Annotated in this window: 17 protein-coding genes; 4 read left to right on the top strand and 13 right to left on the bottom strand. The window is 68.1% G+C overall.

Features of this window, described 5'->3' with window-relative positions:
- Positions 1–18: 18 nt before the first annotated feature.
- The 3 genes from EV191_RS19100 to thyX all read right to left on the bottom strand — a co-directional run bounded on the left by EV191_RS19100 (position 19) and on the right by thyX (position 2,801).
- On the bottom strand, positions 19–1,554 hold the full coding sequence (locus EV191_RS19100) for a serine/threonine-protein kinase (protein WP_132878494.1): 1,536 nt from the start codon (positions 1,552–1,554) through the stop codon (positions 19–21).
- An 89-nt stretch (positions 1,555–1,643) separates the two neighbouring features.
- Positions 1,644–2,042, bottom strand: a complete 399-nt coding sequence (locus tag EV191_RS19095; protein ID WP_132878455.1) for an ACT domain-containing protein — start codon at positions 2,040–2,042, stop codon at positions 1,644–1,646.
- A gap of 6 nt (positions 2,043–2,048) precedes the next feature.
- On the bottom strand, positions 2,049–2,801 hold the full coding sequence (gene thyX, locus EV191_RS19090; protein ID WP_132878454.1) for an FAD-dependent thymidylate synthase: 753 nt from the start codon (positions 2,799–2,801) through the stop codon (positions 2,049–2,051).
- A 155-nt stretch (positions 2,802–2,956) separates the two neighbouring features.
- Between thyX and EV191_RS19085 the strand changes: the two genes are divergently transcribed.
- Complete coding sequence (locus EV191_RS19085; protein WP_132878453.1) at positions 2,957–3,556, top strand: toxin-antitoxin system HicB family antitoxin; 600 nt, start codon at positions 2,957–2,959, stop codon at positions 3,554–3,556.
- Between the two features lie 45 nt (positions 3,557–3,601).
- The gene (locus tag EV191_RS19080; protein ID WP_132878452.1) at positions 3,602–4,531 is read left to right on the top strand and encodes a DUF4097 family beta strand repeat-containing protein; all 930 of its coding nucleotides are present in this window, start codon (positions 3,602–3,604) and stop codon (positions 4,529–4,531) included.
- Between the two features lie 16 nt (positions 4,532–4,547).
- On the opposite strand, the gene EV191_RS19075 is transcribed toward EV191_RS19080, so the two are convergent.
- Both EV191_RS19075 and EV191_RS19070 read right to left on the bottom strand, forming a co-directional pair.
- On the bottom strand, positions 4,548–5,759 hold the full coding sequence (locus EV191_RS19075) for a winged helix-turn-helix domain-containing protein (RefSeq protein WP_132878451.1): 1,212 nt from the start codon (positions 5,757–5,759) through the stop codon (positions 4,548–4,550).
- A gap of 35 nt (positions 5,760–5,794) precedes the next feature.
- Entirely contained in the window at positions 5,795–6,727 is a 933-nt protein-coding gene (locus EV191_RS19070; protein ID WP_243659055.1) for an EamA family transporter, read from the bottom strand.
- Between the two features lie 108 nt (positions 6,728–6,835).
- Here EV191_RS19070 and EV191_RS19065 point away from each other — a divergent pair, with 108 nt between their 5' ends.
- Complete coding sequence (locus EV191_RS19065; RefSeq protein ID WP_132878450.1) at positions 6,836–7,408, top strand: GNAT family N-acetyltransferase; 573 nt, start codon at positions 6,836–6,838, stop codon at positions 7,406–7,408.
- Here EV191_RS19065 and EV191_RS19060 read toward each other — a convergent pair.
- The 4 genes from EV191_RS19060 to EV191_RS19045 all read right to left on the bottom strand — a co-directional run bounded on the left by EV191_RS19060 (position 7,405) and on the right by EV191_RS19045 (position 16,704).
- Entirely contained in the window at positions 7,405–9,543 is a 2,139-nt protein-coding gene (locus EV191_RS19060) for an acyltransferase family protein (RefSeq protein WP_132878449.1), read from the bottom strand. The two genes, EV191_RS19065 and EV191_RS19060, sit on opposite strands and share 4 nt — an antisense overlap.
- A gap of 295 nt (positions 9,544–9,838) precedes the next feature.
- Positions 9,839–13,726, bottom strand: coding sequence for an FkbM family methyltransferase (locus EV191_RS19055; RefSeq protein WP_132878448.1), 3,888 nt, complete (start codon positions 13,724–13,726; stop codon positions 9,839–9,841).
- Between the two features lie 171 nt (positions 13,727–13,897).
- Entirely contained in the window at positions 13,898–15,517 is a 1,620-nt protein-coding gene (locus EV191_RS19050) for an alpha/beta hydrolase (protein ID WP_132878447.1), read from the bottom strand.
- A gap of 125 nt (positions 15,518–15,642) precedes the next feature.
- Positions 15,643–16,704 (bottom strand): LLM class flavin-dependent oxidoreductase, encoded by a 1,062-nt coding sequence (locus EV191_RS19045; RefSeq protein ID WP_132878446.1) that lies wholly within the window; start codon positions 16,702–16,704, stop codon positions 15,643–15,645.
- 237 nt (positions 16,705–16,941) lie between these two features.
- Between EV191_RS19045 and EV191_RS19040 the strand changes: the two genes are divergently transcribed.
- Positions 16,942–17,442 (top strand): YqaA family protein, encoded by a 501-nt coding sequence (locus EV191_RS19040; protein ID WP_132878445.1) that lies wholly within the window; start codon positions 16,942–16,944, stop codon positions 17,440–17,442.
- 38 nt (positions 17,443–17,480) lie between these two features.
- Here EV191_RS19040 and EV191_RS19035 read toward each other — a convergent pair whose 3' ends face one another.
- The 4 genes from EV191_RS19035 to EV191_RS19020 are packed head-to-tail and all read right to left on the bottom strand — an operon-like array spanning position 17,481 to position 22,338.
- Positions 17,481–17,945, bottom strand: a complete 465-nt coding sequence (locus EV191_RS19035) for a hypothetical protein (RefSeq protein WP_132878444.1) — start codon at positions 17,943–17,945, stop codon at positions 17,481–17,483.
- A 12-nt stretch (positions 17,946–17,957) separates the two neighbouring features.
- Positions 17,958–18,731 carry a 4-hydroxy-tetrahydrodipicolinate reductase gene (gene dapB / locus EV191_RS19030; protein WP_132878443.1) on the bottom strand — a complete coding sequence of 258 codons (774 nt, stop codon included), beginning with the start codon at positions 18,729–18,731 and terminating at the stop codon, positions 17,958–17,960.
- The gene (locus EV191_RS19025; protein WP_132878442.1) at positions 18,728–20,080 is read right to left on the bottom strand and encodes a M16 family metallopeptidase; all 1,353 of its coding nucleotides are present in this window, start codon (positions 20,078–20,080) and stop codon (positions 18,728–18,730) included. Before EV191_RS19025 ends, dapB begins: the two co-directional genes overlap by 4 nt.
- On the bottom strand, positions 20,077–22,338 hold the full coding sequence (locus EV191_RS19020) for a polyribonucleotide nucleotidyltransferase (RefSeq protein ID WP_132878441.1): 2,262 nt from the start codon (positions 22,336–22,338) through the stop codon (positions 20,077–20,079). Before EV191_RS19020 ends, EV191_RS19025 begins: the two co-directional genes overlap by 4 nt.
- Positions 22,339–22,485: the final 147 nt, after the last annotated feature.

The following is a 22,485-nucleotide window of genomic DNA, read 5'->3' as shown; positions in this document are numbered from 1 at the left end:
AGCACTCCCCCGCCCGGGTTAGCTCGTTGGGCGACGCACCGAGCCTTCGAACTGGCTGCCGTCCTGCTGCGCTACGACGCAGTACACGGAGTTGCTGCCAGATTCCTCGTCAGTGCTGAACTTCTGGTCCCATTCCTGCTGGGAGGGCACCAGCGGGTAGTACGACAGCGTGTTTGCCTTGTCCGGCCAGTCCACCTGATTCGAATCGAACAGCATCGTGCAGTAGCTCTGCGCGTAGTCGGTCAGCTCGTCGATACCCGGATAATTCGGCGACCGCAGTTCGGCGCCGTCGCTGGAATCGGCGATCTCCGTTCTGGTCGGTCCGCCGATGACGGTCGCGCCGCCAATCACCTCGATGTCGTGCAACTCCTCGCAGTCGGTGGAGTTGCTGTCGCCGTACTCCCTACCTTCCTGTAGCTGATTGGTGAAACAGGCGGCGTAGTCGATGTCCGCATCGAACACCTCGATCTGCCCGCCATCGCCGAACGTCATCGTTTCCTGCATCGCGCTCGGCACGCTCGGCCCGAACAACCAGTTGCCAAGAAACCCGCCGGCGACCAACAGGGCGACCCCGACGATCGCGCCGGTGATGATCAACGGTTTGCGCGTGCGCCGGCGCGGCGCGCCATTCGGCCCGGTGGCCAGCATGGTCTGCGGATTCCCAGGCGCCGCCTGGTACATCGCGGTCTGTGGCGGAGCGCCGGCCGGCGGCGTGGCCTGCTGGTTGGCGGCGAGTTGCAGCAACCCGCGCGCCTGGTCGGCGGTCAACCGCGCGTCCGGCGCGGTGATCAACAGACCGGTGATCACCGAGGCGAGCGGGCCACCGCAGCGGGTGAGATAGGGAACCTCGTGCATGATCGCGTGCAGGGTCGCGGCGGTGGAGCTGCGTTCGAAGGCAACGGTGCCCTCCACCGCGAAGAACAGGGTCGCACCGAGCGCCCAGAGGTCGGCAGCCGGAGTCGCCTCCGCACCGTCGATTCGCTCCGGCGCCATGAAAGCCGGCGACCCGACCAGCATCCCGGAGGTGGTCAGCCGAGGGTCGTCGACCGCCTGGGCGATCCCGAAGTCGGTGAGTTTGACCCGACCGTTCGGCAGCACCAGCACGTTTCCCGGTTTGACGTCCCGGTGCACCACGCCGGACTGGTGCGCGGCCTGCAGTGCGGAAAGCACCTGCTCGCCGATCGCCGCGACCTGCTCGGCCGGCATCGGTCCGTGGTCACGGACCAGATCGGCCAGCGTCGGCGCGGCGACCAGCTCCATCACGATGTATGTGGCCCCGCCCTCGGAGATCACGTCGTACACGGTGACCACCGCGGGATCGTTCAGCCGACCGCCGGTCCGGACCTCGCGAAGCACCCGCTCGGTGAACACCGCGACCTCATCGGCCGAATCGGTCCCCTGAACGCGCAGTTCCTTGATCGCCACCTGGCGACCGATCACCCGGTCCTCCGCGCGCCACACCACGCCCATTCCGCCGCGGCCGATCTCGCCAACGAGACCGTATCTGCCGGCGATCACTCGCTGCACCGGTTGGGTTGACTGTTGCGTGGCCATACCGTCCCGCGGTGAGGGTTGGTTCACCGTATTCCTCCTGTCGTCCCCCCTTTACGACTGCCTGCGATGACTTGCTGGTTCCCGGCGAGTCAGACCGTTCCGGCGATCTCATGCCCCGCGTCCCGCAGGGCGGCGACCGCGCGCGCCAGGTCCGCGGCTTTCACCAGGATGTGATCAGTGTCGAAACTCGACACGCTGAACAGCGCTACGCCCGCGGCGGCCAGCTCCCCGGTGAGCGCGGCGAGAATCCCGGTCAGCGTGAACGCCAGCGGTCCGCGCACGGTCAGCACCCGCCAGCCCCGCTCACAATCGGCGCCGCGATCGGCGAACTCCGCGGGGCAGACCACGGAGATCTCCCGAGGCGTCCGGCTGATCACCACCAGGCCATCGGCGGCCGAGCGGAACAACTCGGTCGGCGCCTCGGCGTCCGGAGCGCGGCGAAACACCGCGTACTCGCCAGGCAACACGTCGAGCACGAGACGGTTCATGCCAGGTCAGCCTTCGGTGACCAGCGGGCTGGACGCGACCTCGGTCCCGTCCGGCAGCGCGGCGATGGTGAAATCGGCGAACACGTTCTCCGCGGTCTTCTGCAGCTGCCGCAGACATTCCACCGCGAGCGCGCGGATCTCCACATCGGCCTGCTCGGTAGCGCGCATCGCGATGAAATGCCGCCATGCCCGGTAGTTTCCCGTGACCACGATCCGGGTCTCGGTGGCATTCGGCAGGATTGCCCGAGCCGCCTGCCGCGCCTGCTTGCGACGCAACGTCGCGTTCGACTCGTCGGCGAACCGCTCCTGCAGCCCGGCAAGCAGGTCGGTGTAGGCAGCCACGGCCGCGTCCGAGGCCGCGACGAACTTCGCGTGCAACTCGGGATCGTCGGCGATGACGTCCGGCTCCACCATCGCGGCGTCCTTCTCCGGCACATAGCGCTGCGACAGTTGCGAGTAGGAGAAATGCCGGTGCCGGATCAGCTCATGGGTGAGCGAACGGGAGATACCGGTGAGGTAGAAGGTGACGGTGCCGTGCTCGAGCACGGACAGATGACCAACCTCGAGGATGTGCCGCAGGTACCCGGCGTTGGTCGCGGTAACCGGATTCGGCTTGCGCCAAGACTGATAGCAGGCCCGACCGGCGAATTCCGCCAGCGCCTGGCCACCGTCGGCATCGGTCTCCCAGGCGACGTCATCCGGCGGGAAGAACTCCGTTTTGGCAATCAGCCGCACCCGCGGTGACACCGACTCGACCATGACCATGCTCGCTTTCTGCCCCGTTTCGATACCGCCCGCAGAGCCTATCCGTTACTGAGTCGTGAACCGACAGACGCCGCACCGACGTCGCGAACACGAACTTACGACGTCAGATCAAACTTGCATGACACCATAAGTGGTGTCATGATGACGTCATGGACGTTTCAGCATATGTCGCCTCGCTTCGCGAGGACCTCACCGCCGCCGCGGCGGCGGGTGACGAACAAACCCGGCGGGCAGCCGCGATGCTGTCCGCGGCGCTCGAGCCGTCCGCTCGACTGGCCATCATGAACGCGCTGTCCGATCTCGCCGCCGAAGTGACCGCCTCCCTGGAAGACCACATCGTGGATGTCCGACTGGACGGCCGCGATGTGCGCGTCGTGGTCACCCGTTCGGACACCGAGGCGCATGAACCGCGAGCGGACGAATTCCCCGAGGACACCGAGCCGCCGGTGACCCCGCCGATCGATGGCGGCGATATCAGCAGGATCACCCTGCGCCTGTTCGACGAACTCAAGGGCAAGGCCGAAGAGGCCGCCGCGGCCCAGGGCATGTCACTGAACAGCTATGTGACGCAGGCCGTACAAGGCGCGTTGCATGGCAAGGAACAGCTGCGCTGGATGCACGAGCGCGGCCATGGGCAGCACGGGCGCGGTCGCGGGCGGGCCCGCGGGAGGCGCGACGGGGATCGCGGTGGCCCGTGGGGCGACTGGCCGGGCGGCGGTTCCCGACTACACGGCTACGTACGTGGCTGAGGTCGCAACGGACGAGCAGGTACGAATAGAAAGGAGTGCGCCCTGATGACCGAAGAGACGGCTGAAGCCGCCGGCGAGCAGCCAGCCACGGTGCGCAGCCAAGAGTTCACAGTGGACGGTCCGATCGAGCTGGACATCAGCACTGGATCCGGCCGAGTCGAGGTCGTGCTGACGGAGGAGGACGCGGCGCGGGTCGACGTACGACACGTGCCCGGCCCGGAGGGATCCTGGGCGGATGGCATCTCCAGCATCCTCAACTGGGTCGGCGAGCAGTTCCCACAGGTGGCCGACACGGTGCAGGCTGGCCGCGCCGATCCGGCGGCGGCCGTGCGCGAGACGCGGATCGATATGACCGGCGGCCGTCTGCTCGTCCGCGCTCCGGCGAAGTCCATGCCGCTACGTGGGATTCCGCTCGCGATAACCGTGCACGCGCCGCGCGGCAGCGATCTCACCGTGCGCAGCGGGGATGCCGATGTGACGATCAGCGGTACCGCGGGCAAAGTGGACACCGCGAGCGGTTCGGGCAACCTGACCGCCGGCGATACCGAATCCGCGACCTCGGTGCGCACCGGCGCGGGCTACGTGCGGTTGGGCACCTGTGCCGAACATCTGCGGATCCGCACCGGTAGTGGTGACGTCGACACCGGAGCCTGCGAGGGGCCCGCGACGATCACCAGTGGCAGTGGAGATGTCCGGCTGGGTAGTGTCTCGGCGCCTACCAGAGTGCGCACCGGAAACGGCGATGTGACCGTAACCGACGCGATGCACGACTACCTCGAGATCGGCACCGGCTCCGGCGAGATCCAGGTCGCCATCCGCTCCGGCGTGGAAGCCGAAGTGGATCTGGCGTCGACCGGTGGAACGGTACGTAGCGACTTGGAGGTCGCCGAACAACCGGCGAATGAACGACCGACACTGCGCGTCCGGGCGCGCAGCGGCTCCGGCAACGTACTGATCACCAGCGCTGGCAGCTGACGACCGCGGCGGGCGGTCAACCGACGGCCGCTCGCAGCGCCCGGGCCAGGTCTCCGCGGTCGTCGACCACCAGGCCGTCCAGTTCGAGCCAGCGGGCCATCTCGGCCAGTTCGGCAGCCAGTTCCGCGGCGACCCGCTGGTGCTCGACCGCTGGCTCGGCGAAAGCGGAACGTACCCACAGCACGCCGCGCTCCCGGTCCGCTTTCAGATCGACCCGCGCCACCAGGCGTTCGTCGAGCAGAAACGGGAACACGTAGTAGCCGTACACCCGCTTGGCCTCGGGAACGTAGATCTCGATGCGATACCGGAAGTCGAACAGCCGCTCGGTACGGGCACGCTCCCAGATCAGTGGGTCGAACGGGCACAGCAGCGCGCGGGCCGGCACCCGCCGTGGGGCGCGGACCCGCGGGTCGCGGTACGCGGGTTGCCGCCAGCCGGCCACCTGCACCGGTTCCAGCGCGCCGTCTTCGACGAGCTCGGCCACCGCGCGCTGACTGAGCTCCGGACTCAGCCGGTAGTAGTCCCGTAGATCCGGCTCGGTGGCCACCCCCAGTGCCGCCGCGGCCTTGCTGATCAGTTCGCGGGCACCCTGCTCCGGACTCACCGCACGGTGCCGAATATCGGGCGGGATCACCCGCTCGGTCAGGTCGTAGCGCCGTTCGAAACCCTGGCGCTCGCCAGTGGTGAGCTCGCCGATCCCGAACAGCCATTCGCAGATCTTCTTGATATCGCTGCGTTCCCACCAGGCGCCGGGCCCGCCGCCGCGATCGCCGCCCAACTCGCGCTCCAGCGCGCCAGCGCCGACCGGCCCGAGTTCGGCTACCGCGGCGCGCACCTCGTCCACCAGCGTGGGACTGCGCTCGGCGAGCGCGCCGTAACCCCGCCACCAGCCCGGCCGTTTCGCGCCGGACCGCAGCAGCGGCCAGTCCTGCACCGGTACCAGGCTCGCCTCGTGTGCCCAGTACTCCACCAGCATTCGGGGCCGGCGGGCGCTGTGCGTCCACGCCGCGTCATCCACCACCTGCCGGGGATATGCCCCTAGCCGGCTGAACAGCGGCGCGTAATGCGCGCGGACCGCGACGTTCACCGAATCGAGCTGGAGCAGCTGGATGCGGTTCAGCACCCGCCGCAGCTGCTGCCGGTTCACCGGCCCTGCTGGCCGCCGATCGGCGAACCCCTGCGCGGCGAGCGCGATCCGGCGTGCCGTCGGAAGGCTGATCGTCTGCACGCTGGCACACCTTGCCAGGCGGGTACGACAGTCCCTTATCGGCCTACCGGGGCGGTGTCCCGGACGGCGGCCCGCGCCTTGGCGCGCTGTTCGGCGCGCAGCACGACGAGCACGGCCACCAGTACCAGACCGCCACCGGCCAGCTGGGTGAGGCCGAACCGCTCGTCCGCGATCACCACGCCGAGCAACACGGCGATCATCGGATTCACGTAGGCGTAGGTGGCCACAGTAGACACCGGCAGCTTGCCGAGTACGTACACATAGGCGCTGTAGGCCACCAGCGAGCCGAACACGATCAGGTAGCCGAGACCGAGCCAGGACTCCGCTTGCACGGCGGCGAAGTCGATCCGCTCACCGCGCAGCAGGCCAAATCCGCTCAGTGCTACACCAGCGGCGCACAGCTGCACCGCCGAGGTCGCGAAGGTGTTCGCGGGCAGCGGGAGTTTCGTGCTTGCCACCGAACCGACGGCCCAGCTGAGCGCACCGAGCAACACGAGCCACGGGCCCCACCAGGCCGAGCCGTGTGCCCCACCGCCGGTCTCCCCGGACAGCAAAACGACCAGCCCGAGCAGGCCGATACCCACTCCGAGCAAGGTGATCATCGGCGGGCGCTCACCGAACAGCCGCCGGAGCACGATCACGTACAGCGGTACGCAGGCGACGAGCAGCGCGGCCAACCCAGAGGAGACCTGCGTCTCGGACACGGCGAGCATGCCCTGCCCACCACCCGCGAGCAGCAGCCCCACCAGAGCCGCCGAACCGAACTGGGCTCTGGTCATCCGGAACGCTGAGCGTCCGGCGAACAGCACGACGAGCAACACCAGGATCGGGCCAGCAAACCCGAATCGGATGCCGGTACCCAGTACCGGCGGTAGCGAACCGACCAGATACCGAATCGCCAGGTACGTCGACCCCCACACCACATAGACCACGCCGAGCGCGGCCCACGCAATCCAAGCTCTAGCCACGGCGAACACCTTTGCAGAACCACTGACAAAAAGACACTGGTTATTTGTAGCTGGCGGTGTGGGGCGCCGGCCCTCAGCCAGCCAGAACCAGCCCGGTATCTTCCGAATATGGCCGACGTAGCCGTCCGAACAGCCAGTCCAGCCGATGCCGGTAGTGTCGCGGATATCCACCTGCGCACCTGGCAGACGGCTTATGCCGCCCTACTACCGGAACAGGTACTAGCCGAACTCGACATCGAGCAGACCCGCTCGGCATGGCTCGATGCGATCGAACATCCAGCGAGCACCGTGTTCCTCGCCACGGAAGGCGGTACGGCGGTCGGTTTCTGCGTGGCAGGGCCATCCCCGGAAGCCGACGCCGCGAACGCGGACGGCTCGCTGCCCGAGGACTCCGCGCACACCGGGTTGATCTCGAGCCTGCTCGTGGAACCGCGCTGGGGCCGCCGGGGGCATGGCGGACGATTGCTGGCCGCCGCGGCCGAAGCGTTAAGGGAGCGCGGGGCACGGCGCGGCATCACCTGGATCCCGGAGGCCGATGAGGCTTCTCTCGGGTTGTACCGAGACCGCGCCGGCTGGCAGCCGGATGGCACCGTCCGCACGCTGGACGCGGCCGGTCAGCCGCTGCGCGAGATCCGCGTTGCCGGCCCGCTTGAACTCACCCTCGTAGAGCCGGCGAGCTAGTCCTGCCCGTCCTCCTCGCGCGGTGGCTGTTGCCGGATCGGCGGTCGCTGCTGGTGCCGGCCTGGCCGGGGTTGGCCGGGTGGGAACTCCGGCGGCGGTGGATCCCCCCGCTGGACCTGTCCAGTCGGATTGGTTCCTGGCCGTGGCTGGTCCCGATAGGCCGCATTCCGCCGGGGCGCGCTCGGGCGCGGCGGCGGTGCTGGACCGACCGGTCCAGCCCGAGCAGGGCCAGCCGGATCGGACCTCGGTGGTCGCGGCGCGGGCCGAGCGGGCACGCCCGACGGCTGCTGATCGGACGGGACCACACCGGGATGGGGTGGACCGGAATCTGAGGTGTGACCGTTCAGCCGTTGCCGGATCGCGGTCCCCTGGTCCGGCTCCACCCACGCCCGCCGTTCCACCGACCGCTTGCCCGGCTCGCCGTTTCCCCGGCCGGGGTGTCCGACCGGGCGTCGGATACCCGGATCGCGGCGCGGTGGAGCTGGGTTCTGCCCGAAGAGCTCTCCCGAGGAACGCGGCAGTTGCTCGCCGACCCTGGTGTCGCCGGGTTCCCGGTCGGTGCGGCGCGGCAGCACGTCGGTGCGTTCGGCCGGCGACTCCGGCCTGACGGCAGGCTCGTCTCCGGAGACCTCGGCATCGGCGGTATCCGCACGGTCCGCGGAGATACCAGTGTCCTCGGACGTCCCGGAACGCTCGGGAGTCCCAGCATCCTCCGGGTCCACTGGTGTGGTCTCCTTGCTGGCCGCCCTGCCGTTCCCGCCGCGTCGGGATAGCCGTCGTCCGAGGTTGTGACTTGGCCGCTCGACCAGGCGGTAGGCGATCTCCACGCCTATCGCGGTGGCCAGTACCCCAACGCCGAGTGTCAGCCAGACCGGCAGGTGGTCATAGACCAGGAACATCACCGGGAAGCCGATCGCGCCATGTAGCAGGTAGATCGAATAGGTGCGCTCGGACAACGCGGTCCAGGCCTTACGTTCCCGCATCCGCTCCTCGGCGAACAGGCCGAGCAGGAACAGCAACAGCGCCGCCACGAACGGGAAGGCTCGCGGAATGTAGTCCGGGTCGATGTTCAGCTCGCCGGCCCAGACGAACAGCCCCCAGGCGATCAGCAGATAGCAGCTGGCCAGCCAGAGTTTGATGTGCCGGGCCCAGACCGCCCAGAGCACCTGCCCCGCGATCGGCATCACCAGGTAGGCCACGTTCACGGCAATGGCGCGGTAGTTCTCGCCGAACTGCGCGTGCGTGGCGAGCACCAGCAGGACGATCTCCAACTCGACCGCGATGGCCAGCCACATATTGCGCCGCAACAGCGGTAACAGTGCGACGACCAGCAGATAGAACAACACCTCGACGGCAAGCGTCCAGGCCACACCCACCAGGGCGAGCAGTGGCTTCTGTAGGAAGTTCACCAGCGAGATGTTGCTCAGCAGCATGCCGGCGTCCAGCTCGGTCACCGTGCCGGTGGTGAGCGGCCGCAGGCCGAGCGCAAAGAATCCGGCGCTGACCGCGACAACGAAAATCAGCAGCGGATAGACCCGGAACACGCGGTTGACCGCGAATCTGCTCGCCCCAAGCCGTAAGGCGATCGGCGTGATGACAAAACCGCTGGCGAGGAAGAAGAACGGGATCGCGACGGCGCCGATGCCCTGGTCGGTGAACCGCATGGGCGAGACGAACGCGGTATCCAGCGCCTGGGTCACCCAGAGCTGCACATCCTTGTTCTCGCGCAGGAACAGCATGTCGAAATGCGTGTACACGACCAGTAGCGCGCCGATCGCGCGGCCGATGTCGATGAACGCGATCCGCCGCTTGCCACCCTGGTCCGCGCCGCTGGTCGCGGCCCCGCCCGTCGCGGTCTCCGCGCCGTTCGTCTTGCCCGCCGGGGATTTCCCCGCCGACGACTTCGCGGTGGCCGATTTCGCGGTAGGCGATTTCGCTGGCTTCGACGTCGCTGGTTCGGTCTCCTCGGGCCTGCCCTCCTGGGACTTGGCCTCCTGGGGCTTGGACTCTCCAGTCTTTGCGGCACCAGTTTTCGCGGCCCCAGTCTTTGCGGCCCCGGGGTTTGCGTCCCGGCTTTTCCCGTTCCTGCCCGTGGCCCGGCGACCAGTTGACGGTTCTTCGCCATTTCGCCGCATCGTTACCTTCGGCGCCCTAGTCGTCTGGGTATCGTCAGCGGCACGCCGGCGCTTGCCCGACGTAGGGCGGTCCGCGTCACTGTCGGGGAGTTGCGCGCGCGAGCGTCCGCGGGCGCGCCGAACCGCGGCGTCCCGGTCGTCTTCCGCGCTGTGGCCAGCCAGCGCTACCGACCCCCCTTCTCGAGGATCGCCCCAACGGCGCGTGGGGACACGGCGGGCACCCACGCGTGTCACACCCCAAGCAGGGTAACCGGCCGACGCACGCCATCGGACACGGTTGACGAATTCGCCATAGTTACGGCGTTACGGACGACGGCCGCAGCCAGAGCGTGCTGAATCCGGCCACCGAGGCTTCGGCCTCGGCGATCAGTTCCGCATCGGTGTACTCCCGTTCGGCCGCTCCGATCGGACCGGGTTGATAGCCCAAGTCCCGGTAACCGCGCAGCACCAGCTCCGGATCATCGCCAAGGCCACGGATCTGCTCCGGCGCGAACTCGCAGACGACCTGCGGGTGATCCCGCCGCAGGACGCCGACCAGGCCGGCGAGCGCACGATGATCACGACCCTGCAGATCCACCTTGACCAGTCCGACCCGGACCTCGCCGAGTTCGGGCAAGCCGTCCAGCCGGATCCCGCGTACGCCCGCGCCAGGCTCGCCGTCCTGCCACACTCGGTAGTCACCGCTGTTATGCGCTTCCTGCTGGGCTAGCCGCACCGTCGCGTCCTGGTCCCAGGCCGCGACCGGTAGCACCGACACACCGCGCGCGGCCTGCTCCGGCAGGTTCACCCGCAGATTGCGCTCGAGCAGCAGTGCGGTGTGTTCGTTCGCTTCGACCGCGAGTACCCCGGCGATCTCCGGGCAGTCCCGGACCAGCCGGATCGTGTGGTAGCCGACGTGCGCGCCGATATCGAGGACGAAACCATCGCCGGCGAGCGTCGCCATCAGGCTGGCCTCGTCCTCCTCCCAGCCGCGGTGGTGCCGCAGCCAGGGCAGGAACACGTCGTCGCGCGGCACCAGCAGGGCTCCGGCATCGCACAGGACGACCTCGGTCCCGGCGGGAACGGGCGCATGGCGCAACGGTGCCGCCCGATACAACGGATCGAGATCCAGCTGAACCCGGTCCAGCTGGGTGTGCATGGCGTCGGTTCGCCGATCGCGTTCGGCGAACATCTCGATGGTGTGCTGCTGGCGCACGTTGGCGTCGTGCTGGCCCTTGTCGAACCGCTGGCCCAGCGCGGCGAGTTCGGTGTCGGTGTGCTCGGCCAGCTCGCGCACCGAGTCCTCGGTACGGGATGCCCGTGTGGCGGCCGCGGTCAGTTCGGTGGCCAGTTCGTCCACCCGGGTGCTTGCCTCGAGGGCATCCAACCGGCGTTCCAGCGCTTCGATCCGCTCCCGCAGCCGAACCGCGGTGTCCTCGGTGCCGTCCGCGAGCGCGTCGAGCAGGCCACGCTGGTGCGCGTCGTAGTGGTCCAAGCTGCGCAGCACCAGCTTGCGCAGAGCGGGGGCGAGTGGATTGCGGGCGGGATCGTCCGCCGTTGGCCGCTGGTGTAGCCGCTCCCTCGCCGCGCGCAGCGGATCAAGCGGTTCCCGCAGCGCCGGGCCTGCCTCAGCGCCGTCGTCGGGTACTTCCGCGGCTGGTTCGTCGGCCGGCGCCGGTTCGGCATCCTCGACCAAGACGCTGACTCCTTCCACCCCATCCGCCTTGCCCTGCTCGGCGCTATCTGGGCTATCGGTGTGCTCGGTCAGTTCGGCAGACTCCAACGGTTCGGCGACCTCCTGCTCGGCCGCGGTTGATGCCGCGCCGCCCTGCCAGGACTCGTACGCCGCGGCCAACCGCTGGCCGAACCAGCGTGCCGCCTCCTCCGTCGATCGGGCGCGCAGCAGCTTCTCCCGAGCCGCCCAGCCACGTTTGGCGGCTTCCTCGGGATACTCGGCAATCTGTCGCATCGCGCGTGCGGCGGTGTCCACATCGGGCTGTGCCCAGTGCGCGTCTGCCTGGTAGGGAAAGCATCCGTGGCCGACCTCGACCATCGTGTAGGGAATCGGCCAGCCGGTTCGCTCGTCGAGGAACTCGGCGCTGCCCGAGTAGTCGGTTGCGATGACTGGCATACCGCGCATCATGGCTTCGGCGATGGTCAGCCCGAATCCCTCGCTGCGGTGCAAGGAGACATAGCAGTGGCTGTTCGCGTACAGCTGATGCAGCTCCGCGGTGTCCAGGTACCGATCGATCAGCTCGATCCGGGGATCCGTGGCGACGGCCATCCGCAACCGTTCGGCCGCATGCGGATTCCGCTCACCGTTGATCGCCTTGAGAACCAGCCGGGCGGGCGGATTCGCGTGCGGATCGGGGAACGCGCGGCGGAAGGCCTCCACCGTGCCCCAGGGGTTCTTCCGCTCGCCCACGCTGTTGAAATCGAAGGCGAACAGGAACTGGATCGGGTCCTGCCGCCGGCGGTGCGGCGCGGTTTTGCCCACATCCGGCACGGGCACCGGGATCGTATGCACATCGACGCTGCTGTGTCGCGCGATTGCCTGCCGGCAGAACTCACTGACTGTCCACACTTCATCGACGGCGGCGAACGCGTCGTGTAGCCATCCGGGGAACTTGTCGAGCTCCCAAGCCCACAGCCCGATCCGGTATCGCCGATACCCCGCGGTCGGATGGTTGTCCAGTACGACGCCGGTCTGGTCGGCGTTGACACACAACAGGCTCACCGGAAACCGTGGTTCTCCAACGGTTTCCGGCGCGGGCAGGCCAGTCCGGTTGTGCACCGCGCGGTCTTCCACCACCGATACGACCGGTACCTCGGCGGCGGTGAGCGCGTCGTGCACGATGCGACCCATCTCGCCAAGTCCGAGTTCGGCGGTCAGGTAACCAACCACGTTCACGCCGAACTCATCGTCGGGCGGGGCCAGACTCGCGGGTTCGGCGGGGCAGGCCCAAGGCGGCAGCGCGACTTCCTTCGGCCCGGAATCGCGACACCACTGCCGGAAGTTCGCGGCATCCACACCCGTCGGGTCCCCGAACGCGGCACGCAGATCGGCCCGGCTCCCCCAGATCGCCATGGCGAGCCTGCTGATTCCGGCCGCCGCGTGCGCCGCCGTGGGTGGTTCGGCCAGCCAGCGAACGAGCGCGGCACCACCATCGGCACCGAAGCCATGCATCGGCGGCCGCTGTGGTGTCCCATGCGCTCCTCGCTCGCCGCGTTCGTAATCGAGCCACGCGGTGCGGAACAGCCGCCGGATCAGCGGGGTCAGCCGGGTGCCATCCGCGAGCGCGCCGAACCCGTACCCGCTCTCCTCACCCGGATCCGCGTACCCGGCCTCGGCCAGGGCGGTGCCGTATCCGGCACAGAGTTCGCCAAGCACCGGGTGTTCAGAAAGCAGTGTGCGCGGCCGGCGCGAGCAGTGAAAACTGAGCAGCCACGGCTTTTCCGGGCGATAGCCGCTGAAGTGGAAGAATCGCAACGGTACCCCGGCCGCGGTGTACTCGCCGGATTCGGCGCGCTCAATGGGACGTTCGTGGGTGTTCCAGTACGCGACGTTGTAGCCGGGATCGCGCAGCACGTGATGCCCGAACAGCGAGGGCACCTGATCCACCCAGCGCTGATCGGTGAACAGTTGTTCGTCCGGCGCGACCACGGCGTCCATCCGCAACCGGTCCGCCCAGAAGTCCAGGAACTCCTCGCAACCGGGGCCGGTGGCGAGGAATCCGAGATTGAACAATCCGGTGCCCATGATCACCGCTTCCCCGGGCTCCTTGCCGTCCCTGGGCAACGGCCGCAGGAAATGCGGGGTCAGCACGAGTTGGTGAGCCCTGGCCAGCTCCACGAGCTCCGGCATTGGCGCGAACACCTGGATATCCGGGTCCAGATAGATCGCCACCTCGTGCTCGCGGCGCAGTGCCCGCAACAGGTACGGCTTCACCGCGGTGGCCAGCTCCAGCACGGTGTACGCGGTCGCCATCCGGAGGTACTCGGCCTCGTCGATGCCGAACGCCTCCGGACCGACCACCGAACAGCCCCGTTCGGGAAAACCCGCGTACCGTGCCTCCGGCGGCCCGTCGATCACGCCCACCACGAACCGGTGCTCCGGATGCCGCGCCAGATACGACCGCGCGAGCACCCGTGCCGCGGGTAGGTAGTTGCGTGCGACCAGCGTGCACGCGACGGGCGGAGCCAACTGGCACCCCCTTCGCTCGTTCTCCGAACCACGCGAGAGTTTCCCGGTATCGAGGGGCACACTATAAGTCGGACCACGCTGCGTGTTCGGCCGGGCCGCCGGGTACGACCCCGCAATCTTGAGGGATCTCGCGGCGACCGTGAGTGACCGCGTTCTTGACGGTCAGCGCGGTCAACCCGCGCTGAAGGGCACCGAGTCCGGTACGCAGGATGCGCCCTGGTCCGGCAACCGGTTGTGCACCAGGTACTCCGAGGCGGTCCGCACCGCGCACTGGGATTGCTGGGTGGTGACGTGTCCCCAACCCTCGTTGACCACCAGCCGGCTGTTCGGCAGCAGCCTGCCCATCCGCTCGGCCGACCACACCGGCGTAGCTGGGTCGAACCGGCTGTTCATGATCAGCACGGGGTGCTTGGTGTGTACCGGCCAGCCGCCCACGCCGAGTGGCTTCGCCACGACCGGCCAGCCGACGCAGGGACTGGCCGCGTAGGCGCGCAGCGCGCCGAACCGCGGCGCCCGCCGTTCGCGCTCGCGTACCAGCGCGTGCAAACCCGCCGTGGTGCGCGGCGCCTGTGCCTCGGCACAGGTCACCGCGTGGAAAACCGGGTTGAGCCCGGTGTACGGACCCGCGAACATCCCGGCCTGGCGCAGCTGCTGGATCTCATCAGCCAGCCGCACCGCAGCCGGCGCCGCCGGGTCAGCGAGCGCGTCCCACGCCGATCGCAGGAAGGTGGCACCCACCTGCGACCACAGTTCCGGCTGATACAACCAGCCACCGGTCCAGCTGACCACATAGGAATAGTCGAGCCAGACCCGCGCACCGTCCGAGGCGGTCAATGGCAACGGCGCCGCGCGCAGTCGCTCAGTCAGCTCGCGGAACTGCCCGGCAGGGTCACCATCGCCGAAGGAACACCTCGATCCGGCAGCCGCGCAGAGCCGGAAGAACTCGGCCAGCGTCTGCTCGGTCGCGATATCCGTGCCGATCCGGCTGGAGATCGTGGTTCCTGGCGCGCCCTGGTCCCTGCGCACCGGATCGAGCACGCTGTCGAAGACAAACCGGCCGACCCGCTCCGGAAACAGCTTGGCGTATCCGGCGCCCAGATAGGTGCCGTAGGACTGGCCCAGATAGTTCAACCGTGTCTGCCCCAACGCGGCGCGGAGCACGTCCAGATCCCTTGCCATCGCGGTACTGTGCAGTTGCGCAAGCAGTTCCCGGCTACGCGTGTGGCACCCCTGCGCGTACGTTCGATCCGCGCGCATCCGTGCCGCCCGCTGTGCCGCGTCGTCCGGTATCGCCGGCACTGAACCGGCGAGCTGGATCGCCTCGGGCTCCGAGTCGAAACACCGCACCACCGGGTCAGCGTGGCCGCTGCCCCTGCCGTCCACGCCGATCAGGTCATAGCGTGCTCGGACTCGGTCGTCCACCGGCGAGGCGACGATGCCATCGTGTACCTGACGCAGGTAGTCCACGGCAGAGTAGCCCGGGCCGCCCCGGTTGATCACCAGCGCGCCGATCCGCCGCTCCGGTTCGGTCGCGGGGGCCCGCACCAGACCCAGGGTTATCGTCTCTCCCTCGGGTTTCGCGTAGTCAAGCGGTACCGAGGCATGCGCGCAGTCCAGTTCGGGCGCATCGGCGCAGGAAGCCCAGTCGAGTTCTGGAATCGCGACATCCGGTACGCCGCCGGGCGGCGCTGGTTGCGCCGAAGACGCGGCCGGCGCAACCAGCCCACCCAGCCACGACAGGCCAAAAAGGACAGTGAGCAGTACGGACAGCTGGCGGGGTGTCGGGCCCATGATCTCCTCGCGGGTTCGGGACGTGCGGAGACCAATCCTGCCGAGGCTGCTCGGCCCAACGTAGTCCGATCTGTCACCGGCTCGGATGACACTTGTCAGGAAGGCGCCCAACTCATCTCGTAGGGCTAACTCATCTCGTAGGCCTTGGCGATGAGTTCGAAGGAGCGCAGTCGAACGTCCTCGGCATAGATATTCGCGGTGATCATCAGCTCATCGGCACCGGTTCGCTCGGCCAGTTCGTCGAGTTGGGTACGGACCGATTCCGGCGTGCCGTACACGGCGGTGGACAACCAGTTGGCCAGGAACTCCTCCTCGGCCTCGGTGTACGGGTACTCGTCCGCCTCGCGCAGGCTTGGCACCCGGCCGGGGCTGCCCCGGCGCAACCGCAGCATGTTCAGCCCGACCGTGCGCGAAAGCCGATAGGCCAGCTCTTCGGTATCGGCCGCGATCGCGTGCACGCCGATCGAGGCATACGGTCGATCGAGAACCGCGGATGGCTGGAACCGCTCGCGATACAGCGCCAGCGCGGGCATCGTGTTCTGCGCGCTGAAGTGGTGCGCGAAGGAGAACGGCCGACCAAGCAACGCGGCCAGCTGCGCGCTGAACCCACTCGAACCGAGCAGCCATACCGCCGGCATCCCAGCGGCCGGTACCGCCTGAACGTCCGCGTAGGGATGCCCGGCGGGAAAGTCCGCGCCGAGAAACGCCTCGAGTTCGGCGAGTTGCTCGGGGAAGTCGTCCGCGCCGGCCGGCCCGCTGCTGCGCCGCAGCGCGCGTGCGGTGGCCTGATCGGTTCCCGGCGCACGCCCCACGCCGAGGTCGATCCGGCCTGGGTGCAGCGCCTCCAGCATGCCGAACTGTTCGGCGGCGACGAGCGGCGCGTGGTTGGGCAGCATCACCCCACCGGAACCGATCCGCAGCGTGCTGGTGTGCGCGGCCAGATGCGCGATCAACACCGCGGGTGACGAACTCGCGATACCCGGCATCCCGTGGTGCTCGGCGACCCAGTACCGGTGGTAACCGAGCCGTTCGCACAACTGTGCCAGTTTGGTACTGGTGCGCAGGGCTTCGGTTGGGGTGCTGTCCACCCCGATGGGGGCCAGATCCAGCACCGAGAGTGGGACGGGCGCACGTCCCTTCCGAGTGCCGGCGATCACATTTTCTGTTTCCGCTTCGTCATTCGCCACGCATCGTGCAACCAACCCGCGGTCAGGAATGTTTCCGCGATGGCGGCCAGATCAACACTGGAGGCGGCAAAACGGAACAACCGCAGGGAAAGGAGCGCAACGATCGACAATTCAGCCGATGCCTTACCGATGCCATACTGTCACCTTGTTAGCGTCGCCAACGCCAACCGACTCCCGTTCCTCGACTGACCGGCTACCCACCCCGACCTACCCGCGCGCCTATTGGGGGCTACTCGCATGGTGACCTGGTTGTTCGTGGCGTTCGGCGTCGCGATCGGCTCGGCACTACTGCCACTGGTCAGTGTGGAACTGTTCGTCATCGGCCTGGCCTCGCAACGCCCGGATATCCCATGGCTGGCGATTGGACTCGTGGTCGCCGGCGGGCAGTTGGCCGGCAAGGTGCCGTATTACTACGCGGGGCGCGGCACGATCCGGCTGCCCGCGTGGCTACGGCGCGGGCCACGGCCACTGTCCGCGCGACGCATTCGCTGGCAGTTACGGTTCAAACGGGTGCGCGCCCGGTTGGAGGCGATCCGCGAGCGGTGCCATCGGCAGCCGGCGTGGATGGTGACAACGATGGGATTCAGCTCGGTCAGCGGGCTCCCGCCGTTCATGGCGACGACCATCTTGGCCGGCTATGTGGGGATGCGCCTGAGCACGTTCCTGACCACCGGCTACGTCGGCCGAGCTATCCGGTTCTGCGCCCTTGCCGCCTGCCCTGGTCTGCTGATCGCCTAACCATCACGGCACCCCGGCGCGCTCCGTGACCGCGTTCTTCAGGGATCTTGCGGTTGCGGGGCCTCGGAAAGGTCCAGGGCTTTGCGCATGGCCTCGCGGGCGCGTCCACGATCCCCCGCGATGTCGTAACCGTGCGCCAGCCGGAACCACGCTCGCCAGTCGTCCGGAGACGCGTTGACCTCGGCACGACGCTCCTCGAACCAGATATCGGCCGCGTCCCGGTCCACTCGCCCAGACGGCCGGCGGGGTAGCTCCGAGGTATCCGGCAACCCGCCCTCAGCGGCCAACCGTTTCGCCAGTCGATCGGTGCGCAGCCCGAACCGCAGCGTGGTCACCAGCATCCAGACCCCGAGCAGCGGCAACAGCAGTACCCCGATGCCAAGCGCGACGGCCGGTGCACTGCCGTCCCGCAACAACGCGATCGCCCTACCGGCGAGCAACAGGATGTACAGCGCGGTGGCCGCGCTCAGCAGGAGCACCATGGCCAGCGCCTTGTTCCTCACCGGAGCGCCACCTCACAGGTCCAGAAGGTTGTCCAGCCCGACGGTCAGCCCGGCCCTGGTGGGCAGTTGCCGAACGGCGAGCAGCACCCCCGGCATGAACGACTCGCGGTGCAGCGAGTCGTGGCGCAGCGTGAGAGTTTCCCCTTCGGCGCCGAACAGCACCTCCTGATGCGCCACCAGGCCAGCCAGCCGAACGGAATGCACCCGCACGTCGTCGATCCGCGCACCCCGCGCGCCCGCCACTTCCGAGGTCGTCGCGTCCGGGGCGACCCCCAGGCCCGCTTCGGCCCGCGCTTGCGCGATCAGCCGGGCGGTATGCGCGGCGGTACCCGACGGCGCGTCCACCTTGCGCGGGTGGTGCAGTTCGACAACCTCGACGGATTCGTAGAACTTGGCCGCCATCTCGGCAAAACGCATCAGTAGTACCGCGCCGAGCGCGAAATTCGGCGCGACGAGCACGCCGACCGAAGGCTTGTCGTGAAGCCACGCGGTCACCGTCGCCAGCTTCTCGTCGTCGAAACCGCTGGTACCGACCACCACATGGATGCCGTGGTCGATGCAGAACCGCAGATTCTCCAGCACCACATCCGGGTTGGTGAAGTCCACCACGACCTCGACGCCTCCGTCGAGTAGGCCGGTCAGCGCGTCACCCGCGTCGATCCTGGCCGCGACCGTGGTGTCCGCGGCCGACTCGACCGCGTCGCATACCGTGGCGCCCATCCGGCCGCGGGCCCCTAGCACGCCCACCCGGATGGGGTTGCCCTCGGTGCGTTCCGACACCGTCATGCAGTCACCTCACGCACTTCCTGGGGTAGCTCGTCGCGATGCTCGTACGGTCCGACCACCGCCGCGGACAGACTCCGCGTGCCAGCCAACAGCTCCTTGGCGAGCAGCGCGACGTCTTCGCCGGTCACCGCGTCGAAGCGGGCCTGGGTCTGTTCCAGACTCAGGTAGTCGGCGTAGTTCAGCTCGCTTTTGCCGATCCGGCTCATCCGGGCGCTGGTGTCCTCGCTGCCGAGCAGCAACGCGCCGCGCAGCTGTCCCTTGGCCCGCAGGAGTTCGGCCTCGGTCAGCCCGCCCACCGCGACATCGTCCAGCACCTCGCGAACCACGGTGGCCACTTGGCCCAACTGGTCGGGCTGCGTCCCGGCGTACACCGAGAGGTGGCCAGTGTCCGAATAGGACGCCAATGAGGAGTACACCTGATAGGCAAGGCCACGGCGCTCCCGAATCTCCTGGAACAGCCGCGAGCTGACGCCCCCGCCCAACGCCGCGTTCAATACCCCGAGCGCGAATCGCCGATCGTCATGGCGGGTCAGGGCCGGCACCCCGAGCATGAGGTGCGCTTGCTCGCTGTCATCGGTACGGAGCACCAAGCCATCGCGGCCACGCGGGTTTGCCCTGCCCTGACGGGGAGCGGCCGGGGTCGCGGCGCCGGTCAACCGATCAGTCAATCGCCGCCGAACCAGCCGCAGCACCTCGGCATGGGTGATGTTGCCGGCCACCGCCAGCACCATGTGGGACAACGCATAGCGCCGACGGTGAAAACCACGCAGAGAGCTGGCGCGCATCTCGCGGATCGAGTCCGACGTACCGAGTACTGACCTACCCAGTACGTGGGAACCGAGCAGCGCGCCGATAAACGCCTCGTGCAGCAGGTCTTCCGGGTCGTCGTCGCGCATCGCGATCTCTTCGAGGATCACCCTGCGTTCGGTGTCCACATCGGACTCCGCGATCACCGCGTCGAAGACGACATCACACACCAGATCGACCGCGAGGGCCAGATCGCTGTCGACGACATGCGCGTAATAGCAGGTGTGTTCTTTGGACGTGAAGGCGTTCAGCTCCCCGCCAACCGCGTCGATCTCCTCCGCGATCCGCGTCGCCGAGCGCGTGCGCGTGCCTTTGAACAACACGTGCTCGAGGTAGTGCGCCGCCCCGGCGAGGTTCGGGCGCTCGTCTCGAGAACCGACACCGACCCACAACCCGACCGAGGCCGACCGGGTGCCCGGCGCCTGCTCGCTGATCACGCGCAGGCCACCGGGCAGCACGGTGCGACGTACGACTCGGCCGTCACCGGGCCGGTCCAGCACCTTGGTCGTACCAGGTCGCTGGAGATGACCCGGCACCGTCACTGTGCGGCCGTCTCCTTGTCGGCGTCGGCAGCGGCGGCACCCTCGTCCTCTTCGTTCACGACGATCAGGCTGATCTTGCCCCGCTGGTCGATATCAGCGATCTCCACGCGCAGCTTGTCGCCGACGTTGACCACATCCTCGACCTTGCCGATGCGCTTGCCGTTGCCCAGCTTGGAGATGTGCACGAGGCCATCCTTGCCGGGTAGCAGCGATACGAAGGCACCGAAGGCAGCGGTCTTCACCACGGTGCCGAGGAACCGCTCGCCCACCTTGGGCAGCTGCGGGTTGGCGATCGCATTGATCTTGTCGATCGCGGCCTCGGCGGACGGGCCGTCTTCGGCACCAACGTAGATCGTGCCGTCGTCCTCAATGGACACATCGGCGCCGGTCTCCTCGGTGATCGAGTTGATCATCTTGCCCTTCGGGCCGATCACCTCACCGATCTTGTCCACCGGGATCTTCACGCTGGTCACCCGCGGCGCGTACGGGCTCATCTCGTCCGGGCCCTCGATCGCCTCGGCGATAACGTCCAAAATGGTCAGCCGGGCGTCCTTGGCCTGAGCCAGCGCCTGCGCCAGCACCTCGGAGGGAATACCGTCCAGTTTGGTGTCCAGCTGCAGCGCGGTCACCACGTCCTTGGTACCGGCTACCTTGAAGTCCATATCGCCAAAGGCATCCTCAGCGCCGAGGATGTCGGTCAGCGCGACGTAGTGCCGCTCGGTCTCGCCGGCCGCGTTCTCCAGCTCGTCCGACACCAGACCCATGGCGATCCCGGCGACCGCGGCCTTCAGCGGAACACCGGCGTTGAACAGCCCCATCGTGGATGCGCAGACCGAACCCATCGAGGTGGAACCGTTCGAGCCAAGCGCCTCGGAGACCTGGCGAATCGCGTAGGGGAACTCATCGCGCTTCGGCAGTACCGGCACGAGCGCGCGCTCGGCGAGCATGCCGTGGCCGATCTCGCGCCGCTTCGGCGTGCCAACTCGGCCGGTCTCCCCGGTGGAGAACGGCGGGAAGTTGTAGTGGTGCAGGTAGCGCTTGCTGGTTTCCGGCGAGAGCGTGTCCAGCGACTGCTCCATGCGCAGCATGTTCAGCGTGGTGATGCCCAGGATCTGGGTCTCGCCGCGCTCGAACAGCGCCGAGCCGTGCGCCCGCGGAACCACCGCGACCTCGGCGGAGAGCTGCCGGATGTCGGTGACGCCGCGACCGTCGATGCGCACCTTGTCGCGCAGGATGCGCTGCCGGATCAGTTTCTTGGTCAGCGCCCGGAACGCGGCGCCGATCTCCTTCTCCCTGCCGGCGAAGGCCTCGCCCTCGCCGACGCCGATCTGGTCCAGGACCTCGGCCTTCACCTCGTCGGTGGCGTTGTCCCGCTCCTGCTTACCCGCGACGGCGAGCGCGGTCGTCAGCTTCGCGGAGGCCATCGCGGCAACGGCGTCGTAGGCGTCCTGCTCGTAGGCGTGGAACAGCGGGTACTGGCCGGCTGGCTTGCTGGCATGCCCGGCAAGTTCCTCCTGCGCGGCGCAGAGCACCCGGATGTACGGCTTGGCCGCGTCCAGTCCCTCGGCTACCACCCGCTCGTCCGGCGCCTTCGCGCCGTCGGCGATCAGATCGAGGGTGTGCTCGGTACCTTCGGCCTCCACCATCATGATCGCGACATCGTCGCCGACGACCCGGCCGGCGACCACCATGTTGAAGGTTGCCTTCTCCAGCTGCTCCCAGGTCGGGAAGGCGACCCACTGGTCATCGCCCGCGTTGTCGTGCAGCAGCGCCATCCGGACGCCGCCGACGGGACCGGAGAACGGCAGGCCGGCGATCTGCGTCGACGCGGAGGCCGCGTTGATCGCGAGCACGTCGTACGGATCCTGCGGGTTCAGGCTCTGTACGGTCACCACGACCTGGATCTCGTTGCGCAGGCCGTCCGCGAACGATGGGCGCAACGGCCGGTCAATCAGCCGGCAGGTCAGGATCGCGTCGGTGGACGGCCGCCCCTCCCTGCGGAAGAACGCGCCGGGGATCTTGCCGATGGCATACATCCGCTCTTCCACGTCCACGGTCAGCGGGAAGAAGTCGAAATGCTCCTTGGGCTGCTGGGACGCGGTGGTCGCGGACAGCAGCATGGTTTCGTCGTCCAGATAAGCGACGACGCTGCCGGCCGCCTGCTTGGCGAGCCGGCCAGTCTCGAAGCGCACGGTGCGCGAGCCGAACCGACCGTTGTCGATCACGGCGGTCGTCTCGTAGACGCCCGAGTCGGTCATGTTTTCTCCTCGTCTCACGAGGACCGCACGCTGGATACGACAACAACGCCGGAGCGGCGCGTATCGCGGGGAACGAGGCCGGCCTTCGATCGAAGTTCTCGGGATATCAAGCCCGAAAACCACTACCGAGGACCGGCGAACAAACGT

Origin of the sequence: Tamaricihabitans halophyticus, from assembly GCF_004340875.1 — a bacterium.
In the GTDB taxonomy this organism is placed as follows: domain Bacteria; phylum Actinomycetota; class Actinomycetes; order Mycobacteriales; family Pseudonocardiaceae; genus Tamaricihabitans; species Tamaricihabitans halophyticus.
This window is presented reverse-complemented; position numbering and strand designations above follow the sequence as displayed.

Coding starts and splice junctions, on each gene's coding strand:
- EV191_RS19095 (WP_132878455.1), bottom strand. CDS start 2,042: ATGAACCGTCTCGTGCTCGACGTGTTGCCTGGCGAGTACGCGGTGTTT.
- dapB (WP_132878443.1), bottom strand. CDS start 18,731: ATGACGGTGTCGGAACGCACCGAGGGCAACCCCATCCGGGTGGGCGTG.
- EV191_RS19065 (WP_132878450.1), top strand. CDS start 6,836: ATGGCCGACGTAGCCGTCCGAACAGCCAGTCCAGCCGATGCCGGTAGT.
- EV191_RS19020 (WP_132878441.1), bottom strand. CDS start 22,338: ATGACCGACTCGGGCGTCTACGAGACGACCGCCGTGATCGACAACGGT.
- EV191_RS19060 (WP_132878449.1), bottom strand. CDS start 9,543: ATGCGGCGAAATGGCGAAGAACCGTCAACTGGTCGCCGGGCCACGGGC.
- EV191_RS19080 (WP_132878452.1), top strand. CDS start 3,602: ATGACCGAAGAGACGGCTGAAGCCGCCGGCGAGCAGCCAGCCACGGTG.
- EV191_RS19050 (WP_132878447.1), bottom strand. CDS start 15,517: ATGGGCCCGACACCCCGCCAGCTGTCCGTACTGCTCACTGTCCTTTTT.
- EV191_RS19100 (WP_132878494.1), bottom strand. CDS start 1,554: ATGGCCACGCAACAGTCAACCCAACCGGTGCAGCGAGTGATCGCCGGC.
- EV191_RS19040 (WP_132878445.1), top strand. CDS start 16,942: ATGGTGACCTGGTTGTTCGTGGCGTTCGGCGTCGCGATCGGCTCGGCA.
- thyX (WP_132878454.1), bottom strand. CDS start 2,801: ATGGTCGAGTCGGTGTCACCGCGGGTGCGGCTGATTGCCAAAACGGAG.
- EV191_RS19085 (WP_132878453.1), top strand. CDS start 2,957: ATGGACGTTTCAGCATATGTCGCCTCGCTTCGCGAGGACCTCACCGCC.